A 22657-nucleotide genomic window follows, 5' to 3' on the forward strand; every position below is an offset into this window, starting at 1 on the left:
TTTGACAAATAAAAAATAGAGTATATAATATAATTAAATATGGGTTAAAGGCTAGTAAAATGACTCCTCGTGAACAGATAGTAAATGCTGGAAAAAGATTATTCAAAAAATACGGATTCAAAAAAGCATCTATGAGCGATATAGCATTGATGGTGCATAAATCTAAAAGCAGTATTTATCATTATTTTAAAAGTAAAGAAGAAATATTTTTTGCAATAGCCGAAAATGAAGCTAATGATTTAAAAAAAGAGTTATACGAGGCAATAAAAAAAGAAGATACCGCAGAAGCAAAATTAAGAGCATATATTCTAACAAGACAAAAAGGTTATATAAAACTTGCCAATCTTTACGAAGCACTTCATAGTGAAATATTCGAGGACTTTACCCTTATAGAGCATATGAGAGCACAATATCATAAAGAAGAATACAATACTATAAAAATGATATTGAGAAGCGGAGTAAAAAAGGGTTTATTCAATATAGATTTAAGACTTGCCACTGAAGCTATTCTTGCAATAATAAAAGGTTTTGAATTGGAATGGGCTAAAAATAAAAATTCAGAGCTTTATGAAAAAGATTTAGACACCATTATAAATATTATTTTCTATGGAATCGTTAAAAGAGATTAAAAATTATAATAAATTCTTTTTTCTATATCCTCTCACATATATAATATACATTACATTATCATTTGCAATTGGTATAGCAGTCGCATTTAAAAATAACAGCTTTCTTAATATTTCAATTATAATTTCTTTTATACTTATAGTTTTATCAATAATATTGGCATTAAAAAATAAATTAAATATTTCTATAATGATACTTATATTTTCATGCTTATTCATTGGATATAGTTATACAGTTATTAGATATTATGACATATTAAAAAATCCGCTTAGTAATTTTGACAGACCAATAGAAGCATACAATGCAAAAATATTATCCTATGACGGAGTTGTCGGTTTTAGAGAAAGATACATTGCTTATGTAGATAAAGTTTATGACGGCACTAATTGGTATAATTATGCTGGAAATATAAGAATTTACAATGATTCATTAAAAACATTATTCATTAATGATGAAATAACAGTATCTTCAAAAATAAATTTATACAAAAACATATTAACTAATAATGATATTTATAATTCTAAAATAATAATAGAAGTTCTAGCAGACAGAATGCTTTATGGTGTTGCTAGCATATACAGATATAATAATTTTGTAATTCAAAAAAACGGATTTTCTATTGTTAATTATATAAATGCTCATTCCATAAAAATAAGAAACATGATAAAAAAATCATTAGGCTCAAATATGGAAGCTATACCCTACTCTATAGCACAGGGAATAATGATTGGAGATAAAAACATAATACCATATCATATAAGACAATACTTTATAGATTCTGGAATATCTCATATACTTTCTATATCAGGTCTTCATATTTCGATGATACTTTCAATTTTATTTTTAATATTATCTTTCTTTCCTATAAACTTTTATAAAAGAATATTAATATCAACGATCATAACCATAATAATATATCCGCCTATAACATTGTTTTCAGTTTCTATAATAAGAGCAAGTATAATGGCATTTTGTCTGCTTATATCATATTATTTTGATAGAAATAGAAATTCTATTAATGCATTATTTTTATCAGGATTAATTATACTGCTTTTAAATCCAAACTCTATTAAAGATATAAGTTTTCAATTTTCATTTTTAGCAACTTTAGGAATAATTATTTATTATCCTATATTCAATTTTTATATAATTAAAAAGATAAATAATATAAATACGAATAATAAAATTACAAACTTGATAAAAAATATTTCTATAAAACTATTAGCATTTTTATCTATAAGCATATTTGCACTTATTGCTGTTCTTCCATTAAGCATACATCATTTTTCAATATTAAATATTACTTCTTTGATATCCAATATATTTGCTGTGCCTATATCATTTATAATACTTTCATCATCAATATTAACGATAATCACATATCAAATATATGCTCCATTATCAATTTTCCCTTCAAAAACAGCAAAATTTTTTTCTAGTGTTTTAATAGAATTGGCAAATAAATTCAGTAATTTAAATTTTCTTAAATATGAATTAAGCCTAAATTTATATTCTGCAGTATTTATAACGTTTATAATAGTATTTATAGGTATTATAATAAGAGTAAAAATTAATAAATCAAATTCCTCTTCATAATAAAAAAATTTCATATTATAACAAGCATTGAAAAATTAAAATAAAACTAAAATTTACTTTGACAATTATATATATTTTAGTATAATTTAAGCTATGAATAAATATATTTTAATACATAGAATAGTTAACGCATCTATATTTATGCTTTTCCCTATAGCAGCTTTTTACATTGTAGAGCATAATAATATAAAAACAGGAATATATGAAGCTATTTTTATTATAGTAAATGCTGTTGAAATATTATTATTTATTGCGTTTATAATATTATATTTTAAATGTGAATGGGGTACAAGAAAACATCATGCATTAGTAAAGGCAGGTATTTCTTTTATTGTGTACTTACTTATTATTATAATGACTATGGCGGCTATTTTATAATTTAAAGGAAATAATAATCTATGCAGAAATTTTTGATGTCTGTATATACAATATTCGGATATATTTTTTATCCTATAATATTTATAGCTTTTTCCATTATGATGATATTTAATAAACCTATAAGAAAAGGCGCTTTATCAAGATTAGGTTTCATATATCCTAAAGAAAACAATAAAAATGCTGTATGGATACATGCTGTAAGTGTAGGAGAAATAGTAGCGGTTAAAGAAATAATATTTACTTTGATAGATAAAGGATATACAATTTACTTGTCTACTACTACAGTTGGCGGTTATGACATAGCTAAAAAGAATTATGGCGATAAAGTAGAACTATTTTATCTTACTTTAGATTATCCGCATATGATTAATAAACTGATAAATTTAATTTCTCCTGAATATGTAATGATAGCAGAAATAGAAATATGGCCTACTCTTATATATTCGCTTCATAAAAAATTGATACCTTTATATATGATTAATGGCAGAATAGGTAAAAAAGAAATAAAAGGATATAAAAATTTTAAATTCTTTTTTAAGCCTTATTTCAATATGTATACAAAAATATTAGCTCAGAGTAATATAGATAAAGAAAATATGATATATATAGGAATGCCTGAATCTCTTATCACTGTTACAGGAAATTTAAAATACGATATAACTTATCATGTAGATGAAAAAAAGATAGATGACTTAGAAAATATGATTCCTGTAAATAAATTTGTTATAACAGCAGGAAGTACGCATGCAGGGGAAGAAGAACTCATATTAAAAGCTATAAATGATCTTGGAATTAAAGATAAAGTATATATAGTTATAGTACCAAGGGACATAAACAGAGGTGAAGATATACAAAAACTAGCTAATAAATTAGATTATGAAATGCCTCTTTATACAGATTATGATAAAACATCTGAAGACGGAATAATAATAAATACAATAGGTGAATTATTGAATTGGTATAAGCTTTCTGACTTAGTTATAATGGGTGGTACTTTTATGGGAACTATGGGCGGACATAATATATTAGAAGCTATTTATTTTAAAAAGCCTGTTATAGTTGGAAAGTATATGTATAATTTTATTGAAATATATGAATATATGAAAGAAGCTGTACTCACTTGTGATGATAAAGTAAAATTAGCCGATACAATAAAAGAAGCATATCAAAATGAAGAGCTTAGAAATAATTTGGCAGATAAAGCATATAATTTATTAATACAAAACAATGGTGCTTCCAAAAGAACTATAGATATCATAAATAAATACCAAGGTATAGTATAACAAAAACATATAATTCGTATTTACTTTTATATAATTAATTTATGCAATATTTGAATTTCTATATATCAAATTTCAAAATAAAGTAAAACTTATCTTCATTAGAAGAATAATATACATATTATTAATAAATCATCATAATAGAAAAAGTTTTATAACATATGGTGATATATTTTTATATATACCCATTTTTATAATTATACAAAATTAACATTATATATTATAAAAACTCTATACTAAGATATAGTATAGCAAAAATATATATTTTCATATTGACTTTTATATAAAAAACATTTACATTAATATTAGGTTTATGAAAAGTTTTATGGAATTAATTTATGCAATATTTAAATTTCTATCTTAAAAATTCTACGTTTGTGTTCTCAAATTTTAAACGTTCGTTTATTCTTTCATTATTTTTTTTATCAAAAAGGAATATTCTAAATTATTTCATGTTTCTATCATATCCCTAAACATAATAGTTTTAAGGAGAAAAATATGAAAAAAAGCATTATACTAATCAGTACATTCCTGATTACATCGGCATTAGCCTACTCTCACTCTTTAGGTGTAGGACTTTATATCCCATTGGGGGAAGTATTCCTAGCATATATCAAAATGACAATTTAAATCCGACCGCATCATTGAGTCCTAAAACAGCATTTGAAGTAGGTGTTATATTTAATCCTAGAGTTACTCTTAATATAGATAAATATAACAATATACATATAGGTATAGATGTAGGTTGGTATAGAGACACATTTAAATTCCAAACTGCTTCTCAAAACTTTACACATGAATTTGATACTGTTATGACAGGGATTAATTTTAGATGGAGTCCTTCTCTATTTCTATTAGGTATAGGAGCAGGTGTTAAATTTCCTTTCTTAGGTAAATATTGGACAGGAGACAGTAATGTAGCATTAAACGTAGGACATTTCTCAACAAGATTTAATAATACTGTTATACCTTATATAAGCTTTTATACAGGTATAGATTTATATCTTGTAAGTTTAGCATTATATGTTAATTTCGACATACCAAATATGCAAATAAAAGATAACTTATCTTCATTAGGTGAAGGATATAGCTATCCTGGAAAATTAGCTTCTGTTGATATAGGTGTTCAGATTGGTTTACATTTAGATATATTCGAATTCGGAGAGAATCAATAACCTATTAAGAAACTATCAAATAATTCAGTATAGAAAAAGTTTTATAACAATGGGGATATATTTTTATATATCCCTATTTTATATAAACTAATATAGTTTAATTATACAGAATATAATTTAAAAAAATACAAATACCAATATAAGGTATAACAAAATTATATATTTTTATATTGACTTTTATATAAAAACATTTACATTAGTAATAGGTTTATGAAAAGTTTTATGGAATTAATTTATGCAATATTCAAATTTCTATTTTAAAAATTCTAAGTTTGTATTCTCAAATTTTAAACATTCGTTTATTCTTTCATTATTTTTTTATCAAAAAGGAATATTCTAAATTATTTCATGTTTCTATCATATCCCTAAACATAATGGTTTTAAGGAGAAAAATATGAAAAAAAGTATTATAATGATCACTATATTTATAATGACATCAGCACTAGCCTACTCTAACTCTTTAGGATTAGGACTTTATATCCCATTAGGAGGAAGCATTCCTAGTATCTATCAAAATAATAATGCAGATCCAAATTTAACATTATCTCCTCAAAGTGCATTTGAAGTAGGAGTTATATTTCAACCTAGAATCAATTTTAATATAGGTAGAAAAGGTATTCATAATATTTCTATAGGCTTAGATATAGGCTGGTATAGAGATACATTCAAATTTCAATATGATTATCAGGATTTTACACATGAATTTGACAGCCTTATGACAGGGATTAATTTTGAATGGCGGCCTGCAATATTTCAATTAGGCATAGGAGGAGGCATTAAATTTCCTTTCACAGGTAAATATTGGATTGGAGGTAATGATACAGGATTAAATGGCGGAACTTTATCATCAAGATTTAATAACCCTTTAATACCTTATATAAGACTTTATACAGGTATAAATTTAATTGTTCTAAGTTTATCATTATACGTTAATTTTGATATTCCAAACATGGCAATAAAAGATAATTTAGGTTCATTAGGCGAAGGATACAAATATCCTGGTAAATTATTTTCTGTTGATGTAGGTGTTCAGTTTGGCATACATTTAGATATATTCAAATTTAGTGAAAAAGAAAGAGAAGAACTATTATTTATATAATTAGAAAAAGTTTTATAACATATTGAAATATATTTTTATATATCCTTATTTTTATATAAACTTATAAATTCACTGGCTGCATATAATGAACCTATTACAAGTACAGGCTTATTAATTTTATTAATTGATTTTAAATTTTCAACTGCTTCATGAAAATTCGGTATGTGCTTAACATTACTATTATCTTTAAAATATTTATAAGTTTTATAGCTGTCTGCTTCTTTATGGGCTATATTGTCCGGTGAACTTAGTACTATTAATGAATCATGTTGTTTTAATACTTCAGACATATTTTTTATATCTTTCTGACTCAAAGGTGCAAATAATATTATAACATCATCATACCATTTATATATAGTGTTCAGTATTCTTTCTAATGATTTTGAATTATGAGCACCATCTACTATTATATCAGGATTTTTATGCATAAATGTGAGTCTTGCATTTATACTAAAATCTTTTAAAGACTTTACTGCCTTATTAATATTTTTTTCTGTATGATTATTATCCGCTTTAAGAAGTATATTTAATGCTTTAAAAGAAAGAGATATATTTTCTGCCTGATGTTCCCCAAGCAAAACAGTTGAAAAACTATATTTTTTATTATTCTCCAAATAATTAAATTCTAATTTTTCATTGCTATTTAGTATTATTTCTGAATTAAAATCTCTTTTAAAAACATATAATTTACAGTTATTTTCTTTTGATATGTTTTCTATTATTTTTATAGAATTCTCTTCCTGATAAGCTGATATTACAACAGAATTAGGTTTTATTATTCCTGCTTTCTGAGTAGTTATTTCTTCTATAGTATAGCCTAACACTTCCATATGATCATAAGATATTGATGTGAGTATGCTTATATCAGATTCCACTATATTAGTACAATCCAATTTACCTCCTATACCAACTTCAATACATGCATAATCAACGCCTTTTATAAAGAAGTAATAAAGCCCCATTATTGTAAATATTTCAAATACGGTTACATTACTATATATTTCATTATTATCTATAATATTCTTTAATTTATTTGTTATATTAATAAAATCTTCTTCGCTTATCCATTCTTCATTTATAGATATTCTCTCTCTTTCATTAACTATATGAGGAGAAATGAAAGCTCCAGACTTATAGCCTATAGATGAAAGCATTTTTGACAATACCAATGTAGTAGAGCCTTTTCCTTTTGTTCCTGTTATATGTATAACTTTAAAAATCTGCTTGTATCCTAAAATTTTTAAAATACCTTTAACATTGTTCATATGATTAAAACTATTTTTATGCAATGTCTTTTTACCCATAAATGAGTATATATAGTCTAAGGCTTCATTCATATTGTTCATATTTGTTTCCATTCATTTATCATATTATTTATCATAGTCTCAAAAAAATAAGAATATCATATTTTAAAAAAGACTGCAATATAAAACCATAAAATCTACAAAATAAAAAATCAATAAATTTACAGTTTTAATATTTAATATTATATTAATAAATTGATACAAATAAAAATTAATAATTGAAAAATATTCTATATAGTATAAAATATATTATCAATTTTTAATATTATTATTGACTGATTGGAGGAAAAGAATATGAAACATACTTTAGAAGGGTCATATACCCCTAAAAATATCGAGGACAAATTATATAATTTCTGGAAAGAGAATGGATTTTTTCATGCTGTTATGGATAAAAATAAAGAGCCATATTCTATAGTCATACCTCCTCCAAATGTTACAGGCGTACTTCATATGGGACATGGTCTTAATAATACGCTTCAGGATATACTTATAAGATTTCATAGAATGCTTGGAAAATGTACTTTATGGATGCCTGGAACTGACCATGCTGGTATTGCCACTCAAAATGTTGTTGAAAGGAGATTAAAGGCTGAAGGCAAAAATAAGCATGATTTAGGAAGAGAGGCATTCGTTAAAAAAACTTGGGAAGTTGCTAATGAACATCACTCTATCATAGTAAAACAGTTAGAAAAAATAGGCTGTTCATGCGATTGGGACAGAGAAAGATTTACTCTTGATGAAGGACTTAGCAATGCTGTAAGAGAGGTATTCGTTGAGCTTTATAATCAGGGTTTAATATATAGAGGAAAATATCTTATTAACTATTGTCCTAGCTGCGGTACTGCTTTAGCTAATGATGAGGTAGAGCATGAAGAAGTAGCTGGTGCTTTATATCATGTTAAATACCAAATAGAAGGAAAAGATGAATATATTGAAATAGCTACTACAAGACCTGAAACTATTTTAGCTGACGTTGCTATTGCTGTTCACCCTGATGATGAAAGATATGCCAATCTTACAGAACAAGATGTTTTAATACTTCCTATTGTAGGCAGAAAATTAAGACTAGTAAAAGATACTTATGTTGATAAAGAGTTCGGTACAGGGGCTTTAAAAATCACTCCAGCACATGACCCTAATGACTTTGCTATAGCTCAAAGACATAATTTAGAAATAATAAATATACTTAATGTCGACGGTACATTCAATGAAAATACACCTGCTAATTATCAAGGTAAAACAGTTAAAGAAGCAAGAGCTTTGATAATACATGAACTTGAAAAATTAGGTGCATTCGTTGGAAAGGATAATATTAAACACCAAGTAGGACATTGTTACAGATGTCATAATGTTGTAGAGCCTTATTACAGCGATCAATGGTTTGTAAAAATGAAGCCTTTAGCAGAAAAAGCATACAAGGCGGTTAATGACGGCAATACAAAAATTTATCCTGAAAGATGGATTAACACTTACAATCACTGGATGACTGATATCAGAGATTGGTGTATAAGCAGACAATTATGGTGGGGACATAGAATTCCTGTTTGGTACTGCGATGACTGCGGCGAGATGATGGTTTCAAAAACAGATATTACAGAATGTACTAAGTGTAAATCTAAAAATATTCATCAAGATGAAGATGTACTTGATACTTGGTTCTCTTCTTGGTTATGGCCTTTCTCTACTTTCGGATGGCCTGAAGTTAATGAGGAATTAAAATACTTCTACCCTACTACAGCACTTGTTACAGGTTATGATATATTATTCTTCTGGGTTGCTAGAATGATTATGGCAGGAACTCATTTTATGAATGATGTGCCTTTCAAAGATGTTTATCTTAACGGACTTATAAGAGATAAAATCGGAAGAAAAATGTCTAAGAGTTTAGGAAACGGCATTGACCCTATAGAAATTATTGATGAGCATGGTGCTGATGCATTCAGATTTACTTTATCATTCATAACTTCATTAGGCGGACAGGATATTTGGCTTGACAGAGAACTTTTCAAGATGGGCGGAAAGTTTGCTAATAAAATCTATAACAGTGCTAAATATATTTTTGGAAATATCGATGATAATGCTAATATAAAAGATTTAGACAGCTACACTCTCGAAAACAAAGATAAATGGATATTATCAAGACTTCAGAAAGCTATTGAATCAACTACTCAGAAATTAAAAGAGTATAGATTTGATGAGGCTTCTCAGACAATTTATAAATTCTATTGGAATGAGTTCTGTGATTGGTACATAGAAATAAGTAAATTCGATTTGAAAGATGAAAGCAAGAAAGAAAAAACTATTGCTGTATTATTATATGTACTTGAAGAATCAATGGCTATGATTCACCCATTTATGCCATTTATAACAGAAGAAATTTACTCTAATTTACCAAAGCATAATATTGATTCAAAAGCATTGATGATTAGAGAGTATCCTAAATCTAATGCTAAATATATATTTGAAGATATAGAAAAAGATTTCAACTTGATTCAAGATATAGTGTCAGGAATAAGAAACTCACGTTCATCATTTAATTTGCCTCCAAACAAAAAACTTGATGTAATAATTCGCTATACTTCAGATTATTTCAAAAATACTGCAGAAAGCTATAAGGATATTATATCAGCACTTTCACTTACAGAATCATTGAATATAGTTTCTTCAGCAGAAAGTGAAAGAAATAAAGGTTCATTTGTTAAAGTATTTGAAGGCGGTGAAATCAATGTTAATCTTATTGGTATAATAGATTTAGAGGCAGAGAAGAAAAGATTAGAAAAAGAAGCAGCAGGATACAAAAAAGATTTAGAAGCTGTAAACAAAAAACTTTCTAATGAAAACTTCATGAAAAAAGCTAAACAGGAAGCTATTGACACTGAAAATAGAAAGAAAAAAGAGTTTGAAGATAAATTAAAAGGTATAGAGGAAGTTTTATCATCTCTATAATTTTTAATAATAAATATATAAAACAATTAAACTATAATTTTTTATAAAATATAAATATGCAGTTCTTTTGGTTCTCGCCGAAGGCGGGCTGTGCCTTATACCAATAAAAGAACTGGGGTGCGGGGCAAAGCCCTGCAAATAATAAAAAAATTACTAATATAATTGTTAAAATATAAAAACTTGGCTTATGTTTGTTAATTTAAGTCAAGTTTTTTATTTTAACTAATTTACTATTGACAAAAAAGTCAAATACTAATATAGAAAAATTAAATATATAAAATATACTCATATATCTAAAAATAATTAATATCTAATTAAAATATCAATGCTTCTATTTTTGTATAAGGCCATTGATACAATTAATGTTATAATCTCGCTTATAGGAAGAACCAAAACAAGACCTAAAAATCCTAATATATTTGGCAAAGTAAGTACTAATAAAACAGGTAAAATTAAAGTTCTTAAACCGGCAATCAAAGCAGATGCTCCAGCTTTTTGAATAGAAGTATAATAGGCACTCATTATTATATTTATACCAACGCATATAAATATTGGTATAGATGATCTTACAAAAAACATAGCATCTTCAGCAGTTTTTGAATCTATATTTTTTAATAAAGCATTAACTAATATATTTGGATTTATAAGCAATATTATAGAAGCTGATATTGATAATGATGAAACAAATATAATTCCCATTTTTAGAAAATCTTTCATTTTGTTTTTATTTTTAGCTCCGTAAGAAACGCTTATTAAAGATGATAAAATTTCTCCTATATCGCTTGCAATCATTATAAAAAATGTAATTATATAATTTGCAGCAGAATAAATAAGTATTCCATTGTTTCCCAATATTTTGTATGCTGTTATATTAAATAACCATGGTATTATTCCAGAAGAAATATTACTTAAAAACTCTGAAAAACCATTTAATATAGCTTTGAATATATAATTCCATCCTCCATATACTTTTATGATTTTTATTTTGCATTTAGGATTAAAGAAATATGAAAATCCTATTATAAATGAAATTATATATGAAAAAGCTGTAGCCCAAGCAGCACCTGAAATACCTAATTTTAATACTACTATAAATATAGCATCTAATATTATATTTGTTAAAGATGAAGTTATAAACATCAATGATGCAAACTTTGGAGAACCATTCAGCCTTATAAATTGACTGAATACATAAGCCATTCCCCAAAAGAATACAGCTACAATAACACCATTAATATATTCTAATGAGAAATTATATATGTTTCCATGTGCCCCGAATAATGGAAGCAATGTTTCTCTAAATATATAAATTAATATCAATACTGGAGTAGTTAAAGTTATAACAGTTATTAAAGTTTGAGTAAATATTAAACTCGCACGCCTCATATTATTTTCACCTATACATTTTCCAGCTATAGCAATTGAACCTAATGTAAGCATAACATACAATGCAAATGATAATGCTGTAATAGGCCAAACAATACCTATTGCAGAAAAAGCCTCCGATGATATAAAATTCGCTACGAATAAACCGTCTATAAATACTGCTGAACTTTCCATAAGCATTCCGAGCATACTTGGAATTGCATAGTTTATAAATATTTTTTTACTAGAATTTTCTTTTAAAACTTTATTATTAAGCTGCATAGTACACCTCATAGATTGGTATATACCTAAATAAATATACTTTGTCAGAAATATTTTTTTAATTTTAAATATCTGCAAGGCTTTGCCCGCTGCTCTGCATGCTTACGCAATACCCCAGTTCTTTTGCAACCGAAAGAAGTACTGTAAGTATTGCCACAGGCGAAGCCCGCCTACGGCGAGAAGCTATATCCTCGACAGGCTCGGATACGCTTCGCGAAGGGTAATATTTTAGCTTAAATTAATAATATATATTACTTGTAAAACAAAATTAGTACTATTTAGAACTAATTTTACACTTGCACTTTTTGGTTCTTTTTGCGGCGGGAAAAAGAACAATAAAAAAATTGACAAAGTTAAAAATTTTCAGTATATATATTTTTTTATAGATAAAATTGATTAAATAAAATTAGAATACTTTTGTAAGTGATTTGTATATAAAGAATAATATATTAACTTTTGAAGTTATAAATATTTTTAGATAGCCTAACATTTATTTATCCCCATTAACAAAATAAATTATAGTCCGATTTTTTACTAATAAGTATAATACTTTTATATTTTTATGTCAAGCATATATTTAATAGTTTTAGAAAGAAATAAAATATTTTAAATAATTATTTAGAAGATATAATTTTTATTATTTCAATTGTAGTTTGTAAACTCTTATAAAATGAAGATATAGGAAGAAACTCATATATAGAATGAAAATTATGAGCACCAGTGAAGTAATTAGGAGTGAGAAGCCCTTTAGATGATAAAACAGAACCATCAGTGCCACCTCTCATAGATAAAGTTTTAGGATCTATATTAAGATTTTTCATAGCCTCATACATAATATCTATTGCAAATCTATCATCTTTTATAGAGTCTGATATATTGCTGTATACATCTTGAAGATTCAATTCTATATTAGCTCTAGAATTTAACTTTCTATATTTTTCAACGGCTTCTTTTACTTTTGATTTTTTATTTTCATAAAGAGCTTTATTATGATCTCTTATACTCAATCTTAAAGATGCATGTCTCTGATTTCCGCTTATACCCTGCACCCAAATATAACCTTCCTTTTTTTCTGTACATTCCGGAGTTTCTTTTCTATCAAATTCATTAGCTATATCTATGGCTATTAATATGGGATTGACCAATACATTTTTAGCACTCATAGGATGAGCAGTTACACCTTCTATATTTATAATAGCAGTAGCAGCATTAAATGTTTCGTACACAATCTCCCCTATTTCACATGAATCTATTGTGTATGCAAAATCAGGTTTAAACACATTCAAATCCAATTCCTTAGAACCTAAAAGTCCAATCTCCTCATCAGGTACAAATGCTATGTATATATCCCCATGTTCTATATTATTTTCTATGATATATTTTAATGCCGACATAATAGTAGCTATTGCCGCTTTATTATCTGCACCAAGTACGCTAGTCCCGTCTGAAAATATAATATCCTCACCTATATAATTATTTATTTCATTATGTTCTGATACTTTAAATATTATATTCTTTTCTTTGTTCAAATAAAAGTCATCACCTTTGAAATTTAATATCTGAGGATTAACATTTCCGTCAAGTCCTATATCAACAGTATCAAGATGTGCCACAAATCCAATAGAATGTACATTATCTTTATTTTTAGGAAGCAATGCCGTAACTATAGCATTATCATTCAATATAATATTTTTTAATCCCAAAGTTTTTAAATCATCAACAAGAATACCAGCAAGTTTCATTTGTCCTTCAGAACTTGGTATAGTGTTTGAACCTCCTTTGCTCTGACTTGGTATTTTTACATATTTAAAAAACTATCTATTTGAATTTTTTTAATATCTTCATCGCTAATCATCTATAAACCTTTTGATAAAAAATATTAATGAACAGGAGGATAAACATATCCGCTATTAAATCCTATAGGTATATTCAATGCCCAGAAACCATAAAGCATTATAAGCAATGCAATAAATATTCCTATGCTATAAGGTATCATCATTGAGGATAATGTACCAACTCCTGTTTTCTTACAATATTTTTGACAATAAGAAATAATCAAAGGATAAAATGAGAACATAGGAGTTACAATATTCATAGCCGAATCGCTTACTCTGTATGATGCTTGAGTCAATTCAGGAGATATACCAACAGCCATAAGCATAGGAACAAGAACCGGAGCCATTATAGCCCATTTTGATGAAGCTGAACTTATCAATATATCTAATACACCTGTAAGCAAAATAATACCTGCAATGGTTATTTGAGGAGGCATATTCAAGGATTTCAAAAACTCAGCTCCTGATATAGCCATTAATGTACCTACATTTGAATTTCCAAACATATATAAAAACTGAGAACAGAAAAAAGCAAAAGTTAAAAATGATGCTAAATTTTTTATACTGTCAGCCATAGCATTGCTGAAATCTCTTGATGTTTTAAATTTATTGGTTAATTTTCCATATACAAATCCCGGTATTGTCAAAAATAAAAATATAACCGGTACTATAGCCTGCATAATAGGTGCATCAGGTGTAGTTAATTCTCCGTCAGGTGATCTTAACAAAGAGTTTTTAGGGGCAAGCAAAGCTATTAAAAGAATAATCATCGATATTAAAACTAATACTGCAATTTTGAAAGCTCTATTTTCTTCTTTAGTGACTAAAGATATATCAGTGTTTTCTACAGTAGCATCTTTATCAATAGGCATAGTCCTCCATAAAAAAGGCTCTACTATTCTATCAGTTACAAACCAGCCTACTAAAATTACAGCAAATGTTGATGAGAAACTTAAAAAATAATTACATAAAACATTAACCGTATAAGTAGGATCTATCATTCTTGCCGCATTTTGAGTGAATCCCTGCATTATAGGATCTATTATCGAAGGAGTATAACTTGCTGAATGTCCTCCTGCAAGTCCTGCAAATGAAGCAGAAATTCCAGCTAATGGATGCTTACCAAAAGAAAAAAACATCATAGCAGCTACAGGCATTAATATAACATAAGCTGAATCTGAACTTATATGACTTAATATAGATATAAACATTACAGCAGGAGTAACAGCCTTTTTTGGTATTACGCTTGATATTTTAATTATAATCATTCTAATGAATCCGCTGCCATTAGCTACACCTATTCCCAATGTTCCTACAAGTGTTATACCTAAAGGTGGGAAACTCACAAAATTACTTATCATTTTAGTTATAAATTTTGCTAATTCATTAGGAGCAAGCATATTTATAATTTTTATCTGCTCTCCTGTAGTTGGGTGAAAATAATTAAATGTGAAATGCGATAATATCCATGATAGTATAATCATTATAAAAAATGCTATCAAAAATAAAATAGTTATATCAGGAAGTTTATTACCTAAAAATTCAACTGCCTTTAGAAAATGCTCAAATTTACCATTAACATTTTCTTTTACGTTTTCTTTCTCCATAAAAATATATCCTTAATAATAGTTTATAAATATTTGTTATATAAATACTAAAATATTTTTATTTTGTAAAAACTATATTAATTTTTAAAACTTTTATAAATATCTTTTAATGTAGTTTTTTTAAGCTCCTTTTCCATAGCATGCTGAACATCATCTAATTTAGGCTGAAGTATATCATTGATTCTGCTTCCTACAGGACATTTTTTATTTGGATGTTCATGAAAGCTGAAAAGTTTATTATCATCTAAACTTTCTACAGCATTGAATATATCAAGTAAAGTTATATTTTCTATTTTTCTATTTAAAGAAATACCACCTGTTCCTCTTTTAACTGTAATAATATCTGCCTTTTGAAGCTGTATTAAAATATTTCTTATTATTACAGGATTAACATTTACACTATCTGATATAAGACTTGATGTCATTTTCTCATCTTTGAACTCTAATATGCAAAGTAATGTATGAACTGCTATTGTAAATCTTGAACTAATTTTCATAAAAATTATCCTTCAAACATTTAAAATTATAATATATTTATATCATTAATGCAAATATAATTATATAATAATTGTAACACTTAATATTACAATTATTATATATAATTTAAATATATAAAATACAATAGGTTTATTAAATTATAAAATTTAAAAATAAATATTATTTTATAATAATTTATTAAATATAATCTATATATCATAATAAAACTATAAAAATATCATAGTATTAATATAAATTAAATTTATTTGCAATAATATCCGATTTTAAAATGTAAAAATAACTTGAAAATCTTTCAATAATAATGTTAAATATATCAATAATTTTAAGGTAGGTTTATTATTAGAAATATAAAAAAGCATATAGTAATTATTTTCCTTATAATAATAATGTTATTTGCAAGCTCTTGCGACACTTTTGATATGTACATAAGAAAAGCATTAGACGGAGTAAATTTATACGAACTTAGTGTTTTTGGAGAATCACTTGGAGGTGATATAAAAGTTGTAGAGCTTAGAGGATTTGATGTAAATAATTTTAGAAATGATAGAGTTTCCTACTATATAAATAGATATCAGGGAAGCTGGAAAAACTATATGCAGAAAATTATAGACAGGTCTCAAATATATCTTCCTTATATAAAAGAAGTATTCGCTGAAAAAGGAGTTCCTGAAGATTTAGTTTACTTACCTATAATAGAAAGCGATTTCAATCCTCAGGCAGTTTCTCATGCCGGTGCAGCCGGACTTTGGCAGTTTATGCCTATGACAGGTGCTATATATAATCTCAAAGTTAACTATTGGTCTGATGATAGATTCGATCCTGAACGTTCTACAAAAGCTGCTGCTGATCATTTAGTAAGACTCGATAAAAATTTTAAATCTTGGGTTATTGCTTTAATAGCTTATAATGCAGGAGGAGGAAGAATATCGAGGGCTATAAGAGAAGTAAAAAGCAATGATTTTGAAGATTTATTAAAAGCTGGTGTTCTTCCAAAAGAAACAGAAGAATATATACCTAAATATGTTGCCGCTGTTATAATAGCAAAAAATCCTGAAAAATTTGGTTTTAAAGTGAATAAACCTAAAGTAGTATTTCCTCAAGGTGATTTAGTTTATGTTGATGATGCTGCTGATTTATCCGTTATAGCTAAGATGATAGATGCTGATACTGAAGATTTGAAGGCTTTAAATCCGCATTTAGCAAGAGGAGTAACTCCTCCAGGTATGGTTAGATATCCTTTAAGAGTTCCTGAAGGATTGGGAGAAAAATTTAATGAAACTTTTGCTAAAATACCCGCTTCAGAGAGAGTTACTTTCAGAAGGCATGAAGTAAAAATGAATGAAACTCTTTCACATCTTTCTAAATTTTACGGCGTACCTATAAATGCCATAGTAGAAATAAATAAATTAAAATCAAGAAGTCTTAATATAGGTCAGCAAGTAATGATCCCTATTCAAGGACTTGATAATGCTAAACAGGTTGATTTGGCTCAATATGAAGAAGAACAGCAAAGAATAAGAGAAGGTAAATTTGTTTATTTTGAGTCTTTGCCTCCTCCTGATTATGAGTATAAAGATATAATGTATCATGTCAGAGCTGGAGATACTCTTTGGATTATTGCAAGAAGATTTCATGTTGATATAGCAGAAATAAAAGCTTGGAATAAATTAAACAGTAATGTACTTTCTATAGGAACAGAAATATTTTTAAGAATACCAGTAAATAAATAATATTATTTAAGTCTTTCATTTATAAGAGTTTCTAACTTACTTAATATTTTTACTCTCCTATCCCAAAGATAATCAACCATAGAATCATATATTTTTATTTGTTTTTGGAAAGCATCAAATAATTTATCATCTTTATGTAAATTTTCTATTTCTTTGATGAGTTCTGTATTATCTTCATCTTTTTTGAAAAATAATAATGCATTTTTATTAACTAAGTCTAATTCTATATTTTCATCACCATTGTATATAGGTATGCATCCTGCCTTGAAAGCATCAAAGAGTTTTTCAGTTATATATCCATCACTAATAGTGTTTTCAGGACATATATTGAATTTAAATTCTTTGAGATATTCTATTTTGTCATTATTAAAATCTGTTTTTAATGTATCATCATTATGAAATAATTTACTTGGACAATTTATATTATCTATTTTTATTATTTTATTATATATTTGAGTTCTTATATTGGTGGCATCATGACTAGCAACTAATGAAGCAAATTTATTTTTCTTGGATTTTGCTTTATTAATATTATCTATGACTTTTTTGATATCATCTTTAGTATAGTTTTTATTGTCAAGTAATCCATTGAAATTATAAAATATCCAAATAGGAAATCTTACATAATTATCATATTTATTCTCATCTAGTCTGTCAAAACTCATTGATAAATCAACATCATTAATGCAATTATCACAATAGCTAGCCCATCTTTTATCAATAGCTTCATTTGATACACATTCACCAGTATAAAATATTTTTATTTTAGCTTTTGAATTTTCTAAAAAATACCTTTTACCTATAGGTCCAAAAAATTCTATATCTGGATTATAACTTATTACTAAATTATTAATATAATTATTTTTTATTAAATTATAAAAATAATTATTATTAAATTCTTTTTCATTGATAGGCCAATCATTTCTTACAAAAAAAGTAATGTTATTTTTTATATCATCTTTATAATGATTATAATTTATTTTATAACCTAAATCTTTAAAATAAATAGAATCTATTCTTATTTTATTTCTTAATTTTCTTATTGGAATGAACCAAACTAAATATTCAATTAAATTTTTTTAAATTTTAATTTATCATACATAAAATATTTAATTTTTAAATTTATCCAAACTCAAACCTACACTTTTCAAATCATAGTCTAGCATTATTTTTACTAATTCTTTAAAAGTAGTTTTTGGCTGCCAGCCTAATTTTTCTTTTGCTTTTGTAGGATCTCCAAGTAAAAGATCGACTTCTGTAGGTCTATAATATCTAGGATCTATTTCAACATATTTTTTCCAATCAAGCCCTACAAGTCCAAAAGCCTCATCTAAAAATTCTCTAACAGAATGTGTTTCACCTGTAGCTATAACATAATCATCAGCTTTTTCTTGCTGGAGCATAAGCCACATAGCCTCAACATAATCTTTAGCATATCCCCAGTCTCTCTTAGAATCTAAGTTTCCTAAATATAATTTATCTTGTTCTTTATTAAGAATTCTAGCGATGGCATGTGTAATCTTTTTAGTAACAAAAGTCTCGCCTCTTCTAGGGCTTTCATGATTAAATAATATACCATTACAAGCATACATATCATAACTTTCTCTGTAATTTACAGTTATCCAATATGAATATACTTTAGCACAAGCATAAGGACTTCTAGGATAAAAAGGTGTTTTTTCTGTTTGTGGTGTTTCAACTACTTTTCCATATAATTCGCTAGTTGATGCTTGATAAAATCTTGTTTTTATCTGAGTTTCTTTAATAGCATCTAACAGTCTTATTGTACCTAATCCTGTAACATCAGCTGTATATTCAGGCATATCAAAACTTACTCTTACATGGCTTTGAGCTGCTAAATTATATATCTCATCAGGCTGTATTTTCTCTAATATTCTTGATAAATTAGAGCTGTCAGACAAATCTCCATAATGAAGAAACATTCTAACATCATTAATATGCGGATCACTATAAAGATGATCTATCCTTTCAGTATTAAAAGATGAACTTCTTCTAATAATTCCATGTACTTCATAACCTTTTTCTAATAAAAGTTCTGTCAAATAAGAACCATCTTGTCCTGTTATTCCTGTAATAAGTGCTTTTTTCATATTTAATATTCCTATTATTTATTATAATTTTTCAAAAAATCGTTATAAGCTATTTTTAAACCTTCTTCAAGTTCTGTTTTATATTTCCAGCCTAATGAATTAATTTTTGATACATCAAGTAATTTTCTCATAGTACCATCAGGTTTAGAACTGTCTAATTTTATTTCACCTTCAAAGCCTATAACCTTTTTAATCAATTCAGCCAATTCTTTAATTGTAACTTCTTTTCCTGAACCTATATTTATAAACTTTCCTATATCTTCATGACTTTTATTTTCCATCAAGTAAAGACAAGCCTCCGCTAAATCATCAGAAAACATAAATTCTCTTAAAGGAGTACCGCTTCCCCAAATGGTAGTTTCTTTCAAATTATTTATTTTAGCTTCATGAAATCTTCTAATAAGCATTGGTATAACATGGGCATTTTCAGGATGATAATTATCATTTATACCATAAAGATTACATGGCATAACAGATATATAATTAGTATTATACTGTCTGTTATAGGCATCGCATAATTCTATACCTGCAATTTTAGCTAAAGCATAAGGCCTGTTTGTACTTTCTAAATATCCGGAAAGTAAATATTCCTCTTTTATAGGCTGAGTACATTCTTTAGGATATATACAGCTTGAACCTAAAAACATTAATTTTTCAACATTATATTTATATGATGCTTCTATTATGTTATTTTGTATCTGCAAATTATATAAAAGAAAATCAACTGGATATGTATTATTAGCGTATATTCCGCCTACTTTAGCAGCAGATAAAAATACCCATTGAGGTTTCTCTTTCTCAAAAAAATTAAACACATCTTCTTTATTTCTTAAATCTAATTCTGAATGTGTCTTTCTTAATATATTATTATAACCATTCTTAGTAAGAACTCTATCTATAGCACTTCCTACTAAACCTTTATGTCCTGCAATATATACTTTTTTCAAAATCCCCCCAAAAAATTTTATTTATCTTTTCCTGTTATTGCCTCTACTATATTAACTAAATTTGCTATAGAACGGTTAAAATACACCAATACATCACCATATAAATGGGCATTCAAAGCAGGTATCAATGATTTATCAACATTATCATAATGCCTTTCTCTAGCTTCGTAATAAAAACCTTTAATCTGATGATATTTTTCCATAGCCTCATCATAAGTTTTTTCTCTATTCAAAGAATAATATTGAAGTATTAATCCTGATAAATAATCTATAAAATCTTTATTATTATGAAGCATTTTTATTATATCTTCTTTTTGAGTTTCATTAAATAATGTTTTCTTTTCACTTCCTTTAATGATAGCCTTTCCCAAATCTTTTAAATTATCACCCAAATTCTCATAATATGTACTTATGTTTATAAGAGAAGCTATATTGGCTGAATTCAAAGTATTTTTACCCAATAGTTTTAATAAAAATGAGTGAATTTCTTGATCTGTATTATCCAACATTTTTTCATGATCTCTTATCTTTGTAAGAAGTCTTTCGCTTGGATTATCAAATAATTGTTCTATTCTTGCAAGCATTTTTTTAGCAATATCGCCCATATACGTTACTTCTTTTCTTACTTCTATTTCAGCAGAAACAGGCATATTAAGAAGCTTATCAGAAAGAACACTGACATGTTTTTCATCTTCTTTTTCTTTAATAATAAAACAAACTATTTTTTCTAGTTTCTCTGTTAAGAAGTAAAATACTATAACATTTATAATATTAAACATAGTATGTGCAGCTGCTATATAGAATGATATATTAACATATTTATTATCTACTATAAGATTAGGATCCCCTATATTCATAAAACCAACAATAATATCAACTAATTTAATATAGTATGGGAATAAGAAGAACATATATATAACACCGAATATATTAAATAAACAATGCACCAAAGCAGCTCTTTTAGCATTAGTTGAAGCTCCAAGAGTAGCTAAAACTGCAGTGATTGTTGTACCAATGTTTTGTCCTAATATCAATGCCACGCCTGTAGGATAATCTATCAAACCAACTGAAGCTAATGATATAGTTACACCCAAAGCAGCACTACTTGACTGTATTATAGCTGTTACAACCATACCTATTACTACACATAAAAATCTTCCATACATTGTGTCAGCATTAGCCATTAAAAAGACTTTTTCAAAATCTTCTGAACCTCTTACACCTTCAAAAGCAGTTTTCATAAGTATAAGTCCGTAGAATATCATACCGAATCCCATCAGTATTTCACCAAAAAATCTTAGCTTTCTATTTTCCGAACCAAATATAACTATTATAGAACCTATACCAAGAGAAGGCAATGCAAGCACATCTATATTTAAAGATATTATCCAACCCGTAACAGTAGTACCTATGTTGGCTCCTAGTATTATATTAATAGCTTGGGATAAAGTAAGCAAATTAGCATTTACAAAACTTACCGTCATTACCGTAACTGCACTACTAGACTGAACTATAGCAGTTATAAGAAAACCTAATGATATACCTAGGATCTTATTCTGTGTTACTTTATGAAGTATATCTTTTAATGCGTTTTCTGTACTTTCCTGAAGTCCATCTGAAAAAACTTTAAGACCGTACATAAAAAGTCCGAATCCGCCGATTAAATAAAAAGATAATGTTAAAAGCATATATATATCCTATAAATTTTATAAAACTAGGAGTGCTTAGAATATCATAAATAGCTAAAAAGTCAATCAAAATAAATTATTATGTTAACAAATTGTAACATTTATATAGTCAAATACAATAATAATATACAATATATTTACAAATTAATAATATTTTGTATAAAAAGTTTAAATATTCATATTAAT

The 22657-nt window shown here is 26.7% G+C and carries 16 protein-coding genes and 1 pseudogene; 8 read left to right on the forward strand and 9 right to left on the reverse strand.

Annotation, left to right across the window (positions count from 1 at the left end; all coding sequences use genetic code 11):
- Positions 1-59 precede the first annotated feature (59 nt).
- From BINT_RS08600 to BINT_RS08625, 6 genes and pseudogenes are all read left to right on the forward strand, one after another.
- Positions 60-629 carry a TetR/AcrR family transcriptional regulator gene (locus BINT_RS08600; RefSeq protein WP_014488181.1) on the forward strand — a complete coding sequence of 190 codons (570 nt, stop codon included), beginning with the start codon at positions 60-62 and terminating at the stop codon, positions 627-629.
- Positions 607-2223 (forward strand): ComEC/Rec2 family competence protein, encoded by a 1617-nt coding sequence (locus BINT_RS08605; protein ID WP_014488182.1) that lies wholly within the window; start codon positions 607-609, stop codon positions 2221-2223. The genes BINT_RS08600 and BINT_RS08605 overlap by 23 nt, the downstream gene beginning before the upstream one ends.
- Positions 2224-2316: 93 nt before the next feature.
- Complete coding sequence (locus BINT_RS08610) at positions 2317-2601, forward strand: hypothetical protein (RefSeq protein WP_014488183.1); 285 nt, start codon at positions 2317-2319, stop codon at positions 2599-2601.
- Between the two features lie 20 nt (positions 2602-2621).
- Positions 2622-3884, forward strand: a complete 1263-nt coding sequence (locus tag BINT_RS08615; RefSeq protein WP_014488184.1) for a 3-deoxy-D-manno-octulosonic acid transferase — start codon at positions 2622-2624, stop codon at positions 3882-3884.
- Between the two features lie 495 nt (positions 3885-4379).
- Positions 4380-5056, forward strand: a pseudogene (locus BINT_RS08620) (hypothetical protein).
- A gap of 394 nt (positions 5057-5450) precedes the next feature.
- Positions 5451-6155 carry a hypothetical protein gene (locus BINT_RS08625; protein WP_041177364.1) on the forward strand — a complete coding sequence of 235 codons (705 nt, stop codon included), beginning with the start codon at positions 5451-5453 and terminating at the stop codon, positions 6153-6155.
- A gap of 35 nt (positions 6156-6190) precedes the next feature.
- On the opposite strand, the gene BINT_RS08630 is transcribed toward BINT_RS08625, so the two are convergent.
- A complete protein-coding gene (locus BINT_RS08630) occupies positions 6191-7501 on the reverse strand; it encodes a bifunctional folylpolyglutamate synthase/dihydrofolate synthase (protein ID WP_041177617.1) in 1311 nt (436 codons plus the stop codon).
- A 252-nt stretch (positions 7502-7753) separates the two neighbouring features.
- Between BINT_RS08630 and BINT_RS08635 the strand changes: the two genes are divergently transcribed.
- A complete protein-coding gene (locus BINT_RS08635; protein ID WP_014488188.1) occupies positions 7754-10408 on the forward strand; it encodes a valine--tRNA ligase in 2655 nt (884 codons plus the stop codon).
- Positions 10409-10711: 303 nt separating this feature from the next.
- Here BINT_RS08635 and BINT_RS08640 read toward each other — a convergent pair whose 3' ends face one another.
- The 4 genes from BINT_RS08640 to BINT_RS08655 form a co-directional block, all read right to left on the reverse strand.
- Entirely contained in the window at positions 10712-12055 is a 1344-nt protein-coding gene (locus tag BINT_RS08640) for an MATE family efflux transporter (protein WP_014488189.1), read from the reverse strand.
- Between the two features lie 614 nt (positions 12056-12669).
- Complete coding sequence (pepT, locus tag BINT_RS08645; RefSeq protein ID WP_148258788.1) at positions 12670-13851, reverse strand: peptidase T; 1182 nt, start codon at positions 13849-13851, stop codon at positions 12670-12672.
- A gap of 83 nt (positions 13852-13934) precedes the next feature.
- Positions 13935-15497, reverse strand: a complete 1563-nt coding sequence (locus tag BINT_RS08650) for an AbgT family transporter (RefSeq protein ID WP_014488191.1) — start codon at positions 15495-15497, stop codon at positions 13935-13937.
- A 77-nt stretch (positions 15498-15574) separates the two neighbouring features.
- Positions 15575-15994 carry an Rrf2 family transcriptional regulator gene (locus BINT_RS08655; RefSeq protein WP_014488192.1) on the reverse strand — a complete coding sequence of 140 codons (420 nt, stop codon included), beginning with the start codon at positions 15992-15994 and terminating at the stop codon, positions 15575-15577.
- A gap of 387 nt (positions 15995-16381) precedes the next feature.
- On the opposite strand from BINT_RS08655, the gene BINT_RS08660 reads away from it, so the two are divergent.
- The gene (locus BINT_RS08660) at positions 16382-17725 is read left to right on the forward strand and encodes a transglycosylase SLT domain-containing protein (RefSeq protein WP_014488193.1); all 1344 of its coding nucleotides are present in this window, start codon (positions 16382-16384) and stop codon (positions 17723-17725) included.
- A gap of 2 nt (positions 17726-17727) precedes the next feature.
- Here BINT_RS08660 and BINT_RS08665 read toward each other — a convergent pair whose 3' ends face one another.
- The 4 genes from BINT_RS08665 to BINT_RS08680 are packed head-to-tail and all read right to left on the reverse strand — an operon-like array spanning position 17728 to position 22471.
- Entirely contained in the window at positions 17728-18795 is a 1068-nt protein-coding gene (locus tag BINT_RS08665; protein ID WP_148258789.1) for a glycosyltransferase family 10 domain-containing protein, read from the reverse strand.
- Between the two features lie 39 nt (positions 18796-18834).
- Entirely contained in the window at positions 18835-19836 is a 1002-nt protein-coding gene (gene gmd, locus BINT_RS08670) for a GDP-mannose 4,6-dehydratase (RefSeq protein ID WP_014488195.1), read from the reverse strand.
- 14 nt (positions 19837-19850) lie between these two features.
- Positions 19851-20783, reverse strand: coding sequence for a GDP-L-fucose synthase family protein (locus BINT_RS08675; protein ID WP_014488196.1), 933 nt, complete (start codon positions 20781-20783; stop codon positions 19851-19853).
- Positions 20784-20800: 17 nt separating this feature from the next.
- Complete coding sequence (locus BINT_RS08680; protein ID WP_014488197.1) at positions 20801-22471, reverse strand: Na/Pi cotransporter family protein; 1671 nt, start codon at positions 22469-22471, stop codon at positions 20801-20803.
- Between the last annotated feature and the right edge of the window lie 186 nt (positions 22472-22657).

Source organism: Brachyspira intermedia PWS/A, from assembly GCF_000223215.1.
GTDB lineage: Bacteria > Spirochaetota > Brachyspiria > Brachyspirales > Brachyspiraceae > Brachyspira > Brachyspira intermedia.

Excerpts from the sequence above, each read along its gene's own strand:
- BINT_RS08600 (WP_014488181.1), top strand. The coding sequence starts at position 60 with ATGACTCCTCGTGAACAGATAGTAAATGCTGGAAAAAGATTATTCAAA.
- gmd (WP_014488195.1), bottom strand. The coding sequence starts at position 19,836 with ATGAAAAAAGCACTTATTACAGGAATAACAGGACAAGATGGTTCTTAT.
- BINT_RS08660 (WP_014488193.1), top strand. The coding sequence starts at position 16,382 with ATGTTATTTGCAAGCTCTTGCGACACTTTTGATATGTACATAAGAAAA.
- BINT_RS08655 (WP_014488192.1), bottom strand. The coding sequence starts at position 15,994 with ATGAAAATTAGTTCAAGATTTACAATAGCAGTTCATACATTACTTTGC.
- BINT_RS08610 (WP_014488183.1), top strand. The coding sequence starts at position 2,317 with ATGAATAAATATATTTTAATACATAGAATAGTTAACGCATCTATATTT.
- BINT_RS08615 (WP_014488184.1), top strand. The coding sequence starts at position 2,622 with ATGCAGAAATTTTTGATGTCTGTATATACAATATTCGGATATATTTTT.
- BINT_RS08640 (WP_014488189.1), bottom strand. The coding sequence starts at position 12,055 with ATGCAGCTTAATAATAAAGTTTTAAAAGAAAATTCTAGTAAAAAAATA.
- BINT_RS08625 (WP_041177364.1), top strand. The coding sequence starts at position 5,451 with ATGAAAAAAAGTATTATAATGATCACTATATTTATAATGACATCAGCA.
- BINT_RS08650 (WP_014488191.1), bottom strand. The coding sequence starts at position 15,497 with ATGGAGAAAGAAAACGTAAAAGAAAATGTTAATGGTAAATTTGAGCAT.
- BINT_RS08630 (WP_041177617.1), bottom strand. The coding sequence starts at position 7,501 with ATGAACAATATGAATGAAGCCTTAGACTATATATACTCATTTATGGGT.
- BINT_RS08635 (WP_014488188.1), top strand. The coding sequence starts at position 7,754 with ATGAAACATACTTTAGAAGGGTCATATACCCCTAAAAATATCGAGGAC.
- BINT_RS08605 (WP_014488182.1), top strand. The coding sequence starts at position 607 with ATGGAATCGTTAAAAGAGATTAAAAATTATAATAAATTCTTTTTTCTA.
- BINT_RS08680 (WP_014488197.1), bottom strand. The coding sequence starts at position 22,471 with ATGCTTTTAACATTATCTTTTTATTTAATCGGCGGATTCGGACTTTTT.